The sequence below is a fragment of the Roseateles chitinivorans genome, from assembly GCF_050632145.1.
In the GTDB taxonomy this organism is placed as follows: Bacteria; Pseudomonadota; Gammaproteobacteria; order Burkholderiales; family Burkholderiaceae_C; genus Roseateles; species Roseateles chitinivorans_B.
Window position 1 is genome coordinate 5843982 of sequence record NZ_CP192577.1, and the last position, 16822, is coordinate 5860803.

A 16822-nucleotide genomic window follows, 5' to 3' on the forward strand; every position below is an offset into this window, starting at 1 on the left:
ATGGGCAAGACACATGCCTCGGGCAAGCCGGGCGCTCGGTCGCGGAGCCTTCGGAAGGCCTGGCGCGGACTGTGGATGCATACAGCTATGATCGCGGCCATGTGCCCCGATGCCCTCGCCGACGCGCAGAACGACGTCTTCGCCGACCTCAACCCCGAGCAGCGCTCGGCGGTGGAGCACGGCCTCGGCGGCGCCGCTCAGGACGGGCACGGGCCGCTGCTGGTGATCGCGGGCGCGGGCTCCGGCAAGACCAAGACGCTGGCGTCGCGCGTGGCGCGTCTGATCCAGTCCGGCGCGGATCCTCAACGGCTGCTGCTGCTGACCTTCTCCCGCCGCGCGGCCGGAGAGATGGAACGCCGCGCCGGTCGCGTGCTGCATCGCGCGTTGGGGCTGGCCTCGACGCAGGCGCCGCCGCGTTTCCCGTGGGCCGGCACCTTCCACAGCGTCGGCGCCCGGCTGCTGCGCGAATATGCGCATCGCATCGGCCTGGCGCCCAACTTCACCATCCTCGACCGCGCCGACGCCGAGGACCTGATGGGCCTGCAGCGTCAGGCGCTCGGGCTGGCCGAGACGACCGACCGTTTTCCGCTGAAGGCGACCTGCCTCAACATCTACTCGCGCGTCGTCAACAGCGAGGCGCGGCTGGACCAGGTGCTGCAGGAGCACTTCCCGTGGTGCTTCGCGGTCCATGACGAGCTCAAGCGCCTGTTCAAGGCCTATGTCGAGGAGAAGCAGCACCAGCAGCTGCTCGACTACGACGACCTGCTGCTCTACTGGTCGGAGCTGATGAGCGACGACAGCCTGGCCGCCGAGCTCGGCGAGCGCTTCCAGCACGTGCTGGTCGACGAGTACCAGGACACCAACCGGCTGCAGGCGACGATCCTGAAACGGCTCAAGCCGCGCGGCGACCGGCTGACGGTGGTGGGGGACGACGCGCAGGCGATCTACTCGTTCCGCGCGGCCGAGGTGCGCAACATCCTCGAGTTCCCCGCGCAATTCGACCCGCCCGCGCGCGTGGTCGCGCTGGAGCGCAACTACCGCTCCACGCAGACGATCCTGGATGCATCGAACGCGGTGATCGCGATGGCGCGAGAGCGCCACGAGAAGCGCCTGTGGACCGACAAGACGTCGAGCGAGCTGCCGCACCTGGTCACCGTCGACGACGAGGCGCGGCAGGCGCAGTGGGTCGCCGACAAGGTGCTGGAGCGCCGCGAACAGGGCTTGAAGCTGACGCGCCAGGCGGTGCTGTTCCGGACCTCGAGCCACGCGGCGCCGCTGGAGCTGGAACTGACGCGTCGCAACATCCCGTTCGTCAAGTTCGGCGGCCTGAAGTTCCTCGAGACCACGCATGTGAAGGACGTGCTGAGCGTCCTGCGCTGGGCGGAGAACCCGCGCGGCCGATTGGCGGGTTTCCGCGTCGCGCAGCTGCTGCCGGGCTTCGGCCCGGCGAGCGCGAGACGCCTGCTCGATGCGATGGCACCCGCGGCCGATCCGGCGCAGGCGCTGCGCGACTTCGAGCCGCCGCGCGCCGCGGCGGCGTCGTGGACGGCGTTGCGCGACCTCATGCTGCAACTGATCTCGGGCGCCAGTTGGCCGCTGGACCTGGAAGAAGCCGTGCAGTGGTACGCGCCCCATCTGGAGCGGCTGCACGACGACGCACCGGTGCGGCTCGCCGACCTGGAACAGATCACACGCATCGCGCAGGGTTACGGATCGCGGGAGCGTTTCCTGACCGAGCTGACGCTGGACCCGCCGGACGCGAGCAGCGACGAATCGGGCGTGCCGTCGAAGGACGAGGACTACCTGATCCTGTCGACGATCCATTCCGCCAAGGGCCAGGAGTGGAATGCGGTGTACCTGCTGAACTGCGTGGACGGCTGCATGCCGTCGGACCTGAGCACCGGCGCGCAGGCGCAGATCGAGGAGGAGCGGCGGCTGCTCTACGTCGCGATGACGCGGGCGAAGGACCACCTGGCGGTGATGGTGCCGCAGCGCTTCTACGTGACGCAGCAGACGCGGCACGGCGACCGGCACCTCTACGCGAGCGTGTCGCGTTTCCTGCCCGGCAAGGTGGTGCGCCACTTCGAGAAGGTCGGCCCCGCCAACCAGGCGCAGGCGCCGCTGCCGGCGCTCGTGAAGCCGGCGATGGACGTCGCGGCGAAGCTGCGCAAGGCCTGGGACTGAGTCCCCCATCGGGCGGAGCACATCCCCCGTCGCCATCGAATCAATCCCTCATTGGTGCGCACTCTTCGCCATCGTCGCGGAGCTGCAACTGGGTGCGCGCCGACCTGCCGGGGCGCTCATAGCATGAAGGCATGCAGTCTCCCGCCGTCGCCAAAGCAGCCGTCGCACTTCTTGCGGCGTGTCCGCCCAGCCTGATCCCGCAGTGGGTCCAGGACGCCAACACGGTCGCCGGCCTGATCGGCTTCGCGATCACGATCGTGGTGTGGTGGCAGGTGCGGAGCGTGCGGCTGTCGTTTCAAGCGAAGGCGCGATTGCCCGGCCTGGCTGACGCGATAGGCGCTGCACGCAAGACATTGGGCGCCCTCAAGGCGGCGGAGACCGGCGTCTTGCAAACCTCTCTTGCACTGGACTGGAAATGATCCATTACGCAGACGACATGACTCAGGCGTTTGTCGCCACCCTGCAGAGCCTGACCGAGGCGGACGCCATCGAATGGCGGATCGTGGAACCGCCTTCGCCTCCCCCGGGCACCCAACCATCGCAGCCCTGGCATTTCATGGCGGTTCACAAGGGAATCCAGATCGCGCTGTACCGTGAAAGGCCCGTATCCCCGCCCTCCCAGAGTTTCGGGAGCACCGACAACTTTTTGTACGTGCTCTCGATCCGGGACTCCCGCGGGCGCGAAATTTGGCAAGCGCAGCACGTCTCGTACGCCGTGGAGCGGCTTTTCGATCTGGTGCATGACCAGGTGATCAAGATCGACGTCATCCTCTCCGATGTCATCGATCCAGCCACCCTCGCCTCATTCGAACGGGACCGGGAACTGAGGATCCAGGATCTGATCGACGGCGATGGCTTGATCGGATGGTTCCGCCGCCAGCGACGTGCATTGAGGGAGCGCTTCGCCTGGACCGATGCAGGATCTCGCCCGCTGAACTCGTGAGCGGGCATGCCACTCGCGCGCGTAACGCACGTCACGCCAAGCCCGGCTGGCAGTCCGCCGCGAAGAACTTAAACTTCGCGTCGGTCAAACCCTGACCCCGCGCTTTCCGGACGATCTCCGGACAAGTCCCCGGACCACCTCCCGGACCCAGCCCGCCAGCCCAGCCCGACCGCCGTGACGATCCGCGACACCGTTTTCCGCACCCTCCTCCACACCAACTGGAAGCTCGCGCTGCCGGCGCTGATCCTCACCTGCGGTTGCCTGATCGTGCAGGCCGCCAGCGACGATCCCGAGGTCGTCGTCCCCACGGCCGCCCCCACCACCGCGGCCATCAGTCCCAACGGCGTCCTGACGCCCGCACCGGCCGGCGCCTCCGCGCCCGCGCCGACGGCCTCCTCGCCGCTGATCGCCCGATCGCCCGATACCGTCGTCGCGCCCACGCCGTCCGACGAGCCGCTGATGAAGCTGCCGGTCAATGCCCGCCACATGCTGGTCATCGACGACACCGGACGCGTGCTGATGTCCAAGGAACCGGACACCGTCGTGCCGATCGCCTCGCTGACCAAGCTGATGACCGCGATGGTGGTGCTGGACGCGAAGCAGGACATGAACGAGGAAATCAAGATCGACGACGCCGACGTCGACCGCCTCAAGCACAGCAAGTCGCGCGTGCGCGTCGGCGCGACGATGAGCCGGGAGGCGGCGCTGGAGCTGGCGCTGATCTCGTCCGAGAACCGTGCCGCGTCGGCGCTGGCGCGCCACTTCCCCGGCGGCCTGCCGGCCTACGAGGCGGCGGTGGTCGCCAAGATCCGCGCGCTGGGCCTGTCGCACACGGCGCTGGCCGATCCGACGGGCCTGTCGCCCAACAACACCTCGACCGCTGCCGAGGTCGCGCGCATCGCCGCCGCCGCATCGCGCTACCCGGTGATCGCGCGCATCAGCAGCGACAAGTCCAGCGAGGTCGAGGTCAACGGCCGCCCCCGAGAGCTGCGCAACACCAACCACCTGGTCGGTGCCAAGGGCTGGGACATCCGCCTGTCCAAGACCGGCTACACCGAAGAAGCCGGGCGTTGCCTGGCCATGCGGATGAAGAGCGGCGGCCAGACCATCACGGTCATCCTGCTCGACGCCGACGGCTCCGCGCAGCGCCTGCGCGACGCGGCGTCGATCCGCAAGTCGCTGGCGAAGATCGCCGCGGCCTGACCCCCTCGCTGCGCACGTCATCCCCCTCGCGGGGGACGCGAGCGGATTCTTTGAGGCCGATCAAACAACCCTCGGTTTCGGCATTCGCGCCACGCCGCTCGAGTTCGATGGCTCCTAGCATCTCCGGCTCCTCCCACCGCATGTCCAGGAGTCGCCGCATGCACCCTCACGCGCCACAACTCACGAACGTCACCCCGATTGCGAACGCCCAGCCCGATCTTCATCATGTGATGTATCGGCTCGACCTGCTCTCCGCCGAGACTCACAAGCTCCGCCAGGAAATGCAGGAAGGCTTCACCTCGATTCGGAAAGATCAGGAAGTCTTCAGGAAAGAGCTCAACGACCAACGCCAGGACTTCGCAAAGGAGATCAACACAGTGCGTCTGGAGATGAACGCCCAACGCCTCGAGTTGAAGGCTGAACTCAACGCGTGTCGGCACGAATTCAAGCAAGAACTCCATGACATGCACGAGAAGTCCAGGAAAGAATTCGATGCCACGCTCGATCGCGCGAGGATCAACGTGAAGGAAATGCTCGACTCCGTGATCGCCACCGTCGACGATCGCATCAGGATGAGCGGTCAGGCCTCGGACCTCCGGCTGGTGAAGTGGTGCGCCCGCGCCGCGATCAGCTCGTCCGCCGCTGCGGGCAGCCTCGCGTACGCGGTGTCGAAGCTGATGCCGTGATCGGCGCCCTGGGAGGCGCCCAACCTCGCGCCTCCCTCCGTCACCCGCAGTAGGCCCCGTCCTACCCGCCCCATGAGCCACCGGAGCTACTGTCGAGCCATATCGGCAGACTGGGTCCCGCCCTCATGGTTCACTCCCCTTCCCCTGCGACGGACCTGCCGCCGTCCGCCCCTGCGGCCCCTCCCAAGAAGGCCAGGCGCCGCCGCCCGCCGCGCCTGTCCGCGGCCGCGTGGCGCCAGTTCATGCAGATCGCGAAGCCGTACTGGCTCGGCGACCAGCGCAAGGCCGCCTGGGGCCTGCTGCTGCTGATGATCGTGCTGATGCTGTGCGAGACCCAGCTCGCCGTCCTGCTCAACGACAAGACCGGGGAAATGACCTCCGCGCTCGCCGAGCGCAACCACTCGCGCTTCTGGCTCGCGGTGCGCGACAGCCTCATCGTGCTGGGCTTCGCCGTGCCGGTGTACGCCTTCTACTACTACATGCGCGACGCCTTCTCCAACCATTGGCGGCGCTGGCTCACCGGGAAGTTCCTCGACGGCTACCTGGACGGTCGCAAGTACTACGAAATCGGCACCGGCGCGGCGGGCGACATCGACAACCCCGACCAGCGCATCTCCGAGGACATCAACACCTTCACCGGCCGCTCCACCCACTTCGGGCTGCTGATGATCGGCTCCATGATGCAGCTGGTGGCCTTCTGCGCCGTGCTGTGGTCGCTGTCCAAGCTGCTGGTCGCCTTCCTCGTCGTCTATGCCACGGTGGGCACCTTCCTCGCGCTGTACGTGTTCGGCTCGCCGCTGATCCAGCTCAACTTCTGGCAGCTGCGCCGCGAGGCCGACTTCCGCTTCGGCCTGATGCGCCTGCGCGAGAACGCCGAGTCCATCGCCTTCTACCGCGGCGAGCCGCAGGAGCGCGCCCACATCGAGGGCCGCTTCGAGTCGGTCTACCAGAACTACTGGAAGCTGATCCGCAAGCAGCGTGCGCTCAACCTCTTCCAGCGCGGTTTCAGCCAGTTGACGCTGGTCGTGCCGGCGGTGATCCTGGCCGAGCGCGTGCTGTCCGGCGACCTCGAGGTCGGTGCCGCCGTGCAGGCCGCCGGCGCCTTCGCGGCGGTGCTGACCGCCGTCTCGCTGATCGTCGACAACTTCGAGAGCCTCAGCCGCTTCGTCGCCGGCATCGACCGGCTGCACGCGCTGTCCGAGGTCATGCACAAGCGCAAGCCCCGCGACGAGCGCGCCCGCGAGAAGATCGCGACCAAGCACGCCGAGCAGCTCGCGCTGCGCGAGTTGACGCTCTACACGCCGCAGTTCGACCGGCTGCTCGTGGAGAAGCTCGACGTCGCGCTCCAGCCCGGCGAAAGCCTGCTGATCACCGGCGTCAGCGGCTGCGGCAAGAGCTCGCTGCTGCGCGCCATCGCCGGCCTGTGGCGCTGCGGCGAAGGCACCATCGAGCATCCGCCGCTGGAGGACGTGTTCTTCCTGCCGCAGCGCCCCTACCTGCAACCGGGCACGCTGCGCAGCCAGATGATCTATCCGGACACGACGACCGCGCTCGACGACGACGCGCTGCGCGCCATCCTCGACGAGGTCTGCCTGCCCGAGCTCGCGGAACGCGTCGGCGGCCTGGACGCCTCGCAGGACTGGGAGAAGCTGCTGTCCATGGGCGAACAGCAGCGGCTGGCCTTCGCGCGGGTGCTGGTGCGCACGCCGAAGATGGTCATCCTCGACGAAGCCACCAGCGCGCTGGACAGCTGCAACGAGCGCCGCCTCTACGAGCGCCTGTGCCGCGACGGCGTCACGCTGGTGAGCATCGCGCACCGCCACGCGGTGCTGCAGCATCACACCCACGTGCTGCGTCTGACCGGCGGCGGCGCATGGCAGCTGCATCCCGCCGAAGGCTACGACTTCGACGCGGTGGAAGCGGAGGCCGAGGCCGCGCGGGAAGCCGCCCTCGAGGCCAGGCTGGCCGACGGTGCGCGCACCGGCCCGGTCGCAAAGCCGAGCGAGGCGGTCAGCGGACGGGCGGGCGGAACACCGGGAGCCAAGGAGTTGCCATGAGTCTCGCCACCAGCGCCACCGCCGCCGCCGCGCCGTCCCCGAGCGCCTCCTGGACCGACGAGGTCATCGAGACCGTGCGCTCCGAGTTCTCCGACGTCCCCGACGTCGCGCAGATCACCCGCATCGCCGTGCGCCTGCTGCTGGCGGCGGTGCTCGGCGGCATCCTCGGCTACGAGCGCGAGCACCACGGCAAGGCCGCGGGCATCCGCACGCACATGCTGGTGTCGCTCGGCGCGGCGCTGTTCGTGCTGGTGCCTCAGCAAGGCGGCATGGCGCTGGCGGACATGAGCCGCGTGCTGCAGGGCGTCATCGCCGGCATCGGTTTCCTGGGCGCGGGCGCCATCCTGAAGCTCAAGGACGAGGAGCAGGTCCACGGCCTGACCACCGCCGCCAGCATCTGGATGACCGCCGCCATCGGCATCGCCTGCGGGCTGGGCCGCGAGGCGACGGCCGTCTTCAGCATGCTGCTGGCGCTGCTGATCCTGGCGGTGCTGCCGCTGGTCACACGGCCGCATCCCCGGAACGACGAGGACCGGAAGGCGCAGGCCCGGCAGGACCCCGACTGGAAGGAGGATGCCCGGCGGGACCGTCCGCCAGAGGATGCCGACCGGGAGGACGGCGCCCGGGAGCGCTCAGCTTGACCGCATGCGGCACCGGCAGCGGGCGTTTCGTCAACGCGGTGCCGAGCCCGGTGCTCAGCTTCATGCGGTTGTTGATGGCCCAGCCGCTCGCGTCCAGGATCGGACCCAGGCTGCGCTGACGCAGCTTGAGCCAGGCGATCAGCATGCTCGGTCCGGAGATCGACAGCACGATGCCCAGCACCGCCAGCGGGATCCACCACCCCAGATCGACGAAGCGCCCGAAGACGCCGACGATCACCGTGCTGATGCTGCCCAGCGCGACGCCGATCGCCGCGACGGTGCCGACGTCCACGCGGCGCCCCGGGGCACCGAGGCCCGGCAACGCCGCCCCTCCGGTGGCGCCCGCAGCGGCCGCCCCCGTGGCCGCACCGGCCGCACCGGCCGACAGGACCGGCGCGCCGGCCGCCGCCGCGGGTTGATCCGCCGTCGCGACGCGCCCGGCCCACTGGCCCATGCGCCCCTGCTGCGTCGAATCGCTCGCCGCGGCGCGCTTGGCCACCTGGTCCTCGACCAGCCGCACCAGTTTCTTGTACGGCGACAGGAAGGCCTGCCCGACGCTGATCGGGTTCTCGATCACCTTGACGATGCGCGCGTCCCAGTCGCGGCCATCGCGGTCGTAGAACAGGCCGTTGCGGCCGACGAAGAGGAAGTCCACGTCGCCCGCGCTGACCACCGCGACGATGGTGCGCTTCTGGTTCAGCCGCACGCACTCGCAGTACGCGAGGTAGGCCTTGGCGAGGCCCGCCACCGGCGCATGCTTGGCGGGGTCGGCGACATCCACCGTCAACTCGCACGCGCGGCCATCGACGAACAGCGTGCCGGCCTGGAACACCGCGCCACGGCCTTCGTAGAAGTCCTCGAAGGAGACGAAGTTGCGCGCCAGCCGCAGCAGCCCGCGCTGGAGCAGCAGCAGCTTCTCCAGGTCGTTCAAGGCCGCATGGCGCGGCGCGGCGGCGCGGTCGTCCTCGACGTGCTTCAGCAGGCGCGCACGCACGTCGTCGAGATGTCCGCCGGGCTGTCCGGCGGCGAGCGACGCCACGACGTCCACGCCGATCGCCGCGACCGGCCCGGTCGGCTGGCGTCGCAGCCACTCCCGGCAGGCGCGCACCGCGTCCTTCAATGCCAGCCAGTCGCGCTCGTCGAGGCTGTCGCCGAAGTCGGCCTGCAGGGCCTGCTCGCGCAAGGTGGCGAGCGCGCCCCGCCAGGCGGGATTGGCGCGATCGTCCAAGGGCAGCGTCGCGCCCGGCGATACCGGCGCGATGGGCATCTGCCTGAGCACACCGGCTTCCAGCGACAGCAGTCCGTTCGCGTGCGCCTTCAGCTGCTCGGGATCGGTCGCGTTGAGCGTGGCCGTCGCGGCCGCGTCGTAGCTCGCGAGCCGGCACCGCGCGAAGAAGTCCTCGACCTTGTCATGCACGGCCTGCACCGCCATCGCGGCCGCGCGACGTCCCGCGCAGCCGGCCTCGGCCTCGCCCTCGCGGTGCCAGGCGAGCAGCGTGGACGCCTGATCGAAGAAGGCCTTGATCCGGGTCTCGTCGATGCCCGGTTCACCGCCCGCGTCCGCGACCGTGCCCATCGCCTCGCCGATGCGCGACGCCAGCGCCCGATCCGCGGCGTCCTCGATCGTCGCCACGGGCACGATGCCGTCGCCGTTGTGGCGCTCCGCGGCGAGGTGGGACTGGCGTTCCCGGATCTCGTCCAGGCCGATGTCGGACTGCCCCGCATGGCCCGTCAGGTCGAGCGTGCGGCCGAGTTCCTCCGCCAGCGCACGACCCTCGTCGGTGTCGGCCAGCGATGCCAGCGCCAGCCGCGCGTCGCCGCGCAGCAGCGGCTGCCAGTCCGCCAGCCGCGCGCCGACCCATTCGCAGGCGGCGATCAATTCGGGCGCGCGGATGCGCCCATCACGATCGAGGTCGATCAGGTCCAGGGTGCGTTCGTCGAATTCAAGGCCGCGGGTGGGACAGGCCAGCGCGACCCAGCGTTTCTGGTCGAGGTCGCGGAGGTGCAGAAGATCGTCGGCGGTGTCGATGCGCGCTTGGTCGGCGCCGCCCGCCCGGAAGAATCGCCAGGGATGTGTCATTGAGGCAGCAGGCGGCAAGCGACGTGCCGTTTGCGGCCTTTCCAGGCAGTCGCGGGCGTTCTGCGGGCGTTCTGCGGGTGTGCTGTGGGCGCAGCCGGACCGCCGGCAGCGCCAGCGCGCATCCGCCGGACCGTCCCTCCCATCCGCGACGCAGGCATGACAGTTGCCGCCCGATGCACTAGGGTCATCGATCCGGAGACGACCCGGAGCTCACCATGGATCTCGATACCGTCTCTTACGTCTTCCAGAGCCTGGACGGCACGTTCACGATCAAGCCGCGCCTGTCGCGGCGCTGGCGCGTGAAACACGACAGCATGCCGTGGGGAGATTCCTTCGCCTCGGCGGAGGAAGCCGCCCTGGCGCTGTCGGCGCGGTTCGCGGTGCCTGCCGATCTGAGCGAATGGACCGAGATCGGCGACTTCCACACCGACGTCGGGGGTTCCACCTCTGACGCGACCGTTCCGGTCATCCCGGAACCTCAAGCGGACCGGGCGTCGGGTGCGGGCCAGACCGCGCCGCCGCCGACCGCGTGACAACGCGATCCCTGCGGCAATCCGGACTGCGTCGTGCCTGTGAACGCACCGAATGCGGGCAGGATCATCAGTCCCTCGGATTCGGCGAAGCACGGCAACCGGTGACGCTCATGCGCGCGGCCGTGCAGCGTCGTCGCAGGATGCAGATGCCCCGCGAGGACATACGCGCCGTCGACGCGCTGCGGATGGTGGCAGGCGGCGAACGGCCCCATCGGATGGGGCTCGTCGACGATCTCGAAGCGCAGCGACGGCGGCGGATCGCCTGCATGGCTGTCGTGGTTGCCGCGGATGAGCAGGCAGGCGAGCGCTGGATGCCGATCGCGCCAGGCCTGCGCCGGATCGAGCACCTGCGCCTGCTGCGCCGCGGCCGCGTGGAGGAAGTCGCCCAGCACCACCAGCCGCGCCGCCTGCAGCCCGTCGACGAGATCGCTCAACCGATCGAGGTTGTCGCGCGTCGTGCCCGACGGCACCGGCTGCCCCAGCGCACGGAAGCTCGCCGCCTTGCCCAGATGCACGTCGGCGACGAAGACCGTGCGCATCGCCGGCCACCACACCGCGCGCTCGGGCAGCAGCCAGACGCGCTCGTCGGCGAGCGTCACGGCGAGCGCCCCCTTCTTCTCGGTCACCCGGTCCTCCAGGTGCGCCGCCGTCAGCTTGTTCTCCGTCGACGCCTTCTCGATCAACGTCGTCTTCATCCACTTCGTCTCCGACAACTGGTTCTCCTTCGACCGACAGTCCGTCCCTCCGTCATCGCCGCCTGCGTCCGCCGGCCTCGCGGCGTCTGGCCGGCGCCTCGCCGCGTGTCTCCAGCGCGAGCGACTCCTGCACCGCCTCGACGGCGAACTGCGGCGAGTCCTTCTTCGCGAACACCGCCAGCGCGCGCTCCGCCGGCTCATGCGCGGTACCGACCGCCTCGCCGCCAGCGCTGCGCTCGAGTTCCGACACCATCCGCGCTATTCGGTCACCGAGCGACTCGTTGCTGAGCTTCTCGCGGAAGCGCTCCACCATCAACGGGAACGCCAGCGGCGTCGGTTTCTTGAGTGCGTGGATCTGCAGCGTCTGCCGGCCCATCCGCGCCAGCGCCGCCGCGAGTTGGCGCACATCCAGTTCCTGCGTGAGCAATTCCTGTTCCGCCTGCGCCAGCAGCCGGTTGCCCGGATCGTGCTGCTGGAACACCTCGAAGAACAGCGTCGCCGAGGCCTGCAGCTGCCGGTTGCTGCGACGCTCGCCCGGGTGGCTCTGGAAGATCAGCCCGGCGATGCGCGCGATCTCGCGGAAGCGCCGCCGCGCGAGTTCAGTGGCATTCAGGCTCGCGAGCACCTCACGCAGCAGCGTTTCCATCGGCGGCAGCGTGAGCAGGTCCGGCAAGCGGGCCGCCCAGTCGATCGGCTTGGCGCTGAGCAGCTCGATGCCGTAGTCGTTCAGCGCGATCGAGAAGGTGCCGGTCTCCGGCTGCGCCGCGCGCCACGCGATCAATCCGGCCAGACCCAAGTGCACCTGCCGTCCGGCGAAGGGGTGGAGGAAGAGGTGCCAGCCCTCGCGCGACTTCAGCGTCTCCGCCAGCAGCACGTCCGGTCCCGGCACGCCGGACCAGCGCCGCTGGATGTCGATCAGCGGCTTCACGCACTGCATCTCGGGTGATTCGAACTGCCCCGCGTCGGCTTGCGCGAACTCGCGCAGCACCGCGTCGGCGAGCGTGCTCGACAGCGGCATGCGGCTGCCGTTCCAGCGCGGCAGCGCGGCGCGTCCCGCCGTGGCGCGCCGCACCAGCGCCGTCATCTGCTCGACGCGCACCAGCTCCAGCAGCCGGCCGCTGAACATGAACGCGTCGCCGGGCTTCAGGCGTGCGATGAAGCTCTCCTCGACGCTGCCCAGCTTGCCGCCGCTCAGGTACTGCACGCTGATGGACGCGTCGCTGACGATGGTGCCGATGTTGACGCGGTGCCGCCGCGCGAGCCGCGCGTCGGGCACGCGCCAGAGGCCCTCGTCGTCGGGCACGACGCGGTGGTAGTCCGGGTACGCCGTCAACGACGGCCCGCCCTGCCGGACGAAGTCCAGGCACCATTGCCACCCGTCCGCGCCGAGGTGCTCGAAGGCGACGGTGCCGCGGACCTCGGCGAGGAGAGCCTCGGGCCTGAAGCCGCCGCCCAGCGCCACGGTGACCAGGTGCTGGACCAGCACGTCCAGCGGCTCGCGCGGACTGTGCCGGGACTCGATGTGGCCGGCGCGGACGGCGTCGCGCGCGGCGGCGGCCTCGACCAGTTCGAGGCTGTGCGTCGGCACCAGCGTGATGCGCGACGGCCGGCCAGGCGCATGGCCGGAGCGGCCCGCGCGCTGCACCAGGCGGGCGACGCCCTTCGCCGAGCCGATCTGCAGCACCCGGTCCACCGGCAGGAAGTCGACGCCCAGGTCGAGGCTGGAGGTGCACACGGCGGCCTTGATGCGGCCTTCCTTGAGGCCGAGTTCCACCCACTCCCGCACCTCGCGGTCCAGCGAGCCATGATGCAGCGCCAGCACGCCGGCCCAGTCCGGTCGCGCCTCCAGCAGTGCGCGGTACCAGCGCTCCGCCTGAGAACGCATGTTGGTGAAGACCAGGCAGCTCGCGCTGGCCTCGATCGCCTCGACCACCTGCGGCAGCATCCGCAGGCCCATGTGACCCGCCCAGGCGAAGCGCTCGGCGGCCTCCGGCAGCAACGTGTCGATGACCAGCGTCTTGTCGGTCTCGCCGTGCACGATCACGGCGTCGGCGTCGTCGACCGCCGTGCCTTGCAAGGTCCGCAGGGCCTCGTCGAGATTGCCCAGCGTCGCCGAGAGGCCCCAGGTCATCAGCGTCCTGCCACGGCTGCTGGCCCTCACCCCCGCCCTCTCCCGCGAGCGGGAGAGGGCGTGAGCGGAAGCGAAGCGGCGCAGCCGCGCCAGCGCGAGCTGTGTCTGCACCCCACGCTTGTTGCCCATCAACTCATGCCACTCATCGACGACAACCAGCCGCACCTGGCCGAGCTGATCGCTCGCATCGGCCCGCGACAGCAGCAGCGAGAGGCTCTCCGGCGTCGTCACGAGCACGGTCGGCAGCCGCCGGTCCTGCGCGGCCCGTTGCGCGGAAGTCGTGTCGCCGCTGCGCAGCGCGGCCGTCCATCCGGGACACAGCGCCGCCATCGGCGCTTCCAACGCGCGCAGCGTGTCGGCGGCGAGCGCCCGCATCGGCGTGATCCACAGCACCGTCAGCGGCGGCGCGATCGGTTTGCCGCCGTGCATGCGCGCCTCGGCGCCGACCTCGCCCCTCAGCGCGGCGAGCGCGCCCAGCCACACCGCCAGCGTCTTGCCGCTGCCGGTGCTGGAATGCAGCAGCCCGCCGCGACCACGGGCGATCTCCTCCCAGACCTGGCGCTGGAACGGGAACGAGGTCCAGCCCTTGGCATCGAGCCACGCGTCGACCGCTTCGACACCGTCCGTTCTGCCGGTCACTCGCCCTCCCCCGGCAGCAAGGCCTGCAACGACTGCAAGGTGTCGGCCTCCTCCACCGGCTTGTCCTCCCGCCGCCGCAGCATGCGCAGGAAGCGGACCGCGATGCCGCTCTTGTGGCGGCCACTGCGCGCGATGCCTTCGAAGCCGAGCTCGAACACCATCGTCGGCGTGACGCTGCGCACCGGTCCGAAGGTCTCGGTCGTCGTCTTGCGGATCACCGCGTCGACGACGCCGATCTCGGCGTCGGTGAGCCCGGAATAGGCCTTGGCGAACGGCACCAGCTGCCGCGACGGATCGTCCGGCGGACCGTTCCACACGGCGAAGGTGTAGTCGGTATAGAGACTCGCCCGCCGCCCGTGGCCGCGCTGCGCGTAGATCAGCACGGCGTCCACGGACAACGGATCGATCTTCCACTTCCACCAGACGCCGACGTCCTTGGTCCGACCGACGCCGTAACGCGCATCCCGCCGCTTGAGCATCATCCCCTCGACGCCGAGCGCGCGCGCCTGCTCGCGCTGCCGGGCGAGGTCGTTCCAGTCCGTGCCGGCGATCAGCGGGCTCAGTTCCAGCCCCGCCAGCGGATGCCCGGCGACCAGACGCTCCAGCCGTTCGCGGCGCTCCTGCTGCGGGCGCTCGCGCAGGTCGTCGCCGCCCTCCTCCAACAGGTCGTAGACGCACAACGCGACGGGCAGCTCGCCCAGCAGTTTCGCGCTCAGCGTCTTGCGTCCGATGCGCTTCTGCAACTCAGCGAACGGCATCGCACGGCCGTCGCGCCAGACCAGGATCTCGCCGTCGAGCACGGTGCCGTCGGGCAACGCCTCGGCCATCGCGCGCAGTTCGGGAAAGCGCTCGGTGACGAGCTCCTCGCCGCGCGACCAGATCGCGGCCTCGCCGTCGCGCTTCACCAGCTGGGCGCGGATGCCGTCCCACTTCCATTCGACCAGCCAGTCGGACGCGGGTCCGATCGCGGCGTCGAACTGCTCGACCGCGAGGTTGAACGGATGCGCGAGGAAGAACGGATAAGGCTGCAGGCCCCGGCCCGCGCCCTCGTCCCCGTCGAGGCCGACGGGCGCGATCAAGGCCGCATAGTCCGCCGCAGACGGCGTCGCGCCGATGTGCGTGTAGCCCATCAGCCGCTGCGCGACGAGCTTGGCATCCAGACCGCCGACCGCGGCCAGCGCCTGCGTCACCTGCAGCTTCGACACGCCGACGCGGAACGCGCCGGTGATCAGCTTCAGATGAACGAAGCGCTGGTCGACCGCCAGCGCCGCCCACTGGCTCTGCAAGGTCAGGGCCAGCGCCTCGGGGGCTGGCCGCGCAGCGGCAGCAGATGGGCGCTCATCCACTCGGCGAGCGGACGCTCGACGACCTGCGCCGGTTCGGGCAGCAGCAGCGCGATCGTCTCGGCGAGGTCGCCGACCGCCTCGTAGCTCTCGTCGAACAGCCACTCCGGCAAGCCGGCCGCAAGCCGGGCCTGCTCGCGCAGCAGCTTCGTGGGCACCAGCTGGCGCGGCTTGCCGCCGGCCAGGAAGTACACAGCCCACGCGGCGTCCTCCGGCGGCGCCTGGCGCAGGTAGGCCTGCAGCGCGGACTGCTTCGCGAGGCTGGACGTCGAGGCGTCCAGCTCTCGGTACAGCGCGGCGAAGGCCTTCATGCCGGGCCGGTCCCGGACGCGCGCGGCGTCGACGGGTCCGAGACCGACGCCGCAGCGGTCGAAGGATCCGTTGCGGAAGAATCCGGTGCCGGCGCGATCGTCGCTTCGGATCCCGGCGCGGACGCGGGCGCCGACGCGGACGCAGCTTCAGCCTCGCCGCCGGCCTCCTCGTCGCCGTACTCGGTCGCGAAGCCCTGCGCGCGCAGTCCCTGTTCGTTGAGCCATCGCACCATCGTCGCGACGCTGCCGTGGGTGACGAAGACGCGTTCCGCGCCGGTGCCGCGAATCGCCGCCATCAGTCCCGGCCAGTCGGCGTGATCGGACACGACGAAACCGCGGTCGACGCCGCGCCGCCGGCGCGTGCCGCGCAGCTGCATCCAGCCGCTGGCGAAGGCGTCGGCGAGGTCCGGGCCGAAGCGCTTCAGCCACGGCGAACTCGCGGCCGACGGCGGCGCGACGACCAGTGCGCGCGACAGCGCGGCCTTGTCCAGCGCCGGATCGCCGACCGACAGCGTCGGCGGCAGAACCACGCCGGCGGCGCGGTAAACGGCGTTCAACGGCTCGACGGCACCGTGCGCGACGATGGGTCCGATGGACGCATCGACGCCGTGCAGCAGCCGCTGCGCCTTGCCCAGCGCATAGGCATAGAGCACCGACGGCCGGCCCGCCTCGGCGTTGCGGCGCCACCAGGCGTCGATCTCGGCGAACAGCGCCGCTTGCGACGGCCAGCGGTAGATCGGCAGGCCGAAGGTCGACTCGGTGATGAACGTATCGCAGCGCACCGGCTCGAACGGCGCGTTGGTGCCGTCGGCCTCGAGCTTGTAGTCGCCCGATGCGACCCAGACGCGCCCGCCGTGCTCGAGCCGCACCTGCGCCGACCCGAGCACGTGTCCGGCCGGATGCAGCGACACGCGCACCCCGTGATGCACGATCGCCTCGCCGTAGCCGAGCGTCTGCAGCGTGATGTCCTCGCCGAGCCGGCGCCGCAGGATCGCGGCGCTGTCGTGATGCGCCAGGTAGTGCGCATGACCCCAGCGCGCGTGGTCGCTGTGGCCGTGCGTGATCACGGCGCGGTCGACCGGCCGCCACGGGTCGATGTAGAAGTCGCCGGGCGGGCAGTACAGGCCCTGCGGCCGGGCGACGACGAGATCGTCCCCGGCCGGGCCGTCCGCCGGCCCGGTCGTGGCGGTGCGCGTGTCCATGTCGACCGATCCTAGCCAAGCGCCCCGCCGGGGGCTGTAGGACGAGTCCGCGTCGTGACCCCTCGCCAAGCCCTCCCCGGGGCCGCCTCCGGCCGCGCGACCGCCTGGCCGGAGCCCCCGACCCGCGCCGGTTCGGGGGCTTGCGCCCCGCGCCGCCTCCCCTACACTGATCCG

The 16822-nt window shown here is 70.3% G+C and carries 11 protein-coding genes and 1 pseudogene; 8 read left to right on the forward strand and 4 right to left on the reverse strand.

Features of this window, described 5'->3' with window-relative positions; genetic code table 11:
* Window positions 1-99 precede the first annotated feature (99 nt).
* The 8 genes from ACQ86G_RS26815 to ACQ86G_RS26850 all read left to right on the forward strand — a co-directional run bounded on the left by ACQ86G_RS26815 (window position 100) and on the right by ACQ86G_RS26850 (window position 10327).
* Window positions 100-2184, forward strand: a complete 2085-nt coding sequence (locus ACQ86G_RS26815; RefSeq protein WP_431258125.1) for an ATP-dependent helicase — start codon at window positions 100-102, stop codon at window positions 2182-2184.
* 131 nt (window positions 2185-2315) lie between these two features.
* On the forward strand, window positions 2316-2603 hold the full coding sequence (locus ACQ86G_RS26820; protein ID WP_431258126.1) for a hypothetical protein: 288 nt from the start codon (window positions 2316-2318) through the stop codon (window positions 2601-2603).
* A gap of 17 nt (window positions 2604-2620) precedes the next feature.
* Window positions 2621-3127, forward strand: a complete 507-nt coding sequence (locus tag ACQ86G_RS26825; RefSeq protein ID WP_431258127.1) for a hypothetical protein — start codon at window positions 2621-2623, stop codon at window positions 3125-3127.
* A gap of 174 nt (window positions 3128-3301) precedes the next feature.
* Window positions 3302-4330 (forward strand): serine hydrolase, encoded by a 1029-nt coding sequence (locus ACQ86G_RS26830; protein WP_431258128.1) that lies wholly within the window; start codon window positions 3302-3304, stop codon window positions 4328-4330.
* 158 nt (window positions 4331-4488) lie between these two features.
* Window positions 4489-5016: a hypothetical protein gene (locus ACQ86G_RS26835; protein ID WP_431258129.1), complete on the forward strand. Its 528-nt coding sequence runs from the start codon at window positions 4489-4491 to the stop codon at window positions 5014-5016.
* Between the two features lie 125 nt (window positions 5017-5141).
* Window positions 5142-7073 (forward strand): ABC transporter ATP-binding protein/permease, encoded by a 1932-nt coding sequence (locus ACQ86G_RS26840; RefSeq protein ID WP_431258130.1) that lies wholly within the window; start codon window positions 5142-5144, stop codon window positions 7071-7073.
* Complete coding sequence (locus ACQ86G_RS26845; protein ID WP_431258131.1) at window positions 7070-7714, forward strand: MgtC/SapB family protein; 645 nt, start codon at window positions 7070-7072, stop codon at window positions 7712-7714. Before ACQ86G_RS26840 ends, ACQ86G_RS26845 begins: the two co-directional genes overlap by 4 nt.
* A gap of 2295 nt (window positions 7715-10009) precedes the next feature.
* Window positions 10010-10327 (forward strand): hypothetical protein, encoded by a 318-nt coding sequence (locus tag ACQ86G_RS26850; protein ID WP_431258132.1) that lies wholly within the window; start codon window positions 10010-10012, stop codon window positions 10325-10327.
* Here ACQ86G_RS26850 and pdeM read toward each other — a convergent pair.
* From pdeM to ACQ86G_RS26870, 4 genes and pseudogenes are all read right to left on the reverse strand, one after another.
* On the reverse strand, window positions 10273-11022 hold the full coding sequence (gene pdeM, locus ACQ86G_RS26855; RefSeq protein WP_431258133.1) for a ligase-associated DNA damage response endonuclease PdeM: 750 nt from the start codon (window positions 11020-11022) through the stop codon (window positions 10273-10275). The two genes, ACQ86G_RS26850 and pdeM, sit on opposite strands and share 55 nt — an antisense overlap.
* 52 nt (window positions 11023-11074) lie before the next feature.
* Window positions 11075-13792, reverse strand: coding sequence for a ligase-associated DNA damage response DEXH box helicase (locus ACQ86G_RS26860; protein ID WP_431258134.1), 2718 nt, complete (start codon window positions 13790-13792; stop codon window positions 11075-11077).
* Window positions 13789-15446: pseudogene (locus ACQ86G_RS26865) on the reverse strand (ATP-dependent DNA ligase). Before ACQ86G_RS26865 ends, ACQ86G_RS26860 begins: the two are co-directional and overlap by 4 nt.
* The gene (locus tag ACQ86G_RS26870; RefSeq protein ID WP_431258135.1) at window positions 15443-16648 is read right to left on the reverse strand and encodes a ligase-associated DNA damage response exonuclease; all 1206 of its coding nucleotides are present in this window, start codon (window positions 16646-16648) and stop codon (window positions 15443-15445) included. Before ACQ86G_RS26870 ends, ACQ86G_RS26865 begins: the two are co-directional and overlap by 4 nt.
* Between the last annotated feature and the right edge of the window lie 174 nt (window positions 16649-16822).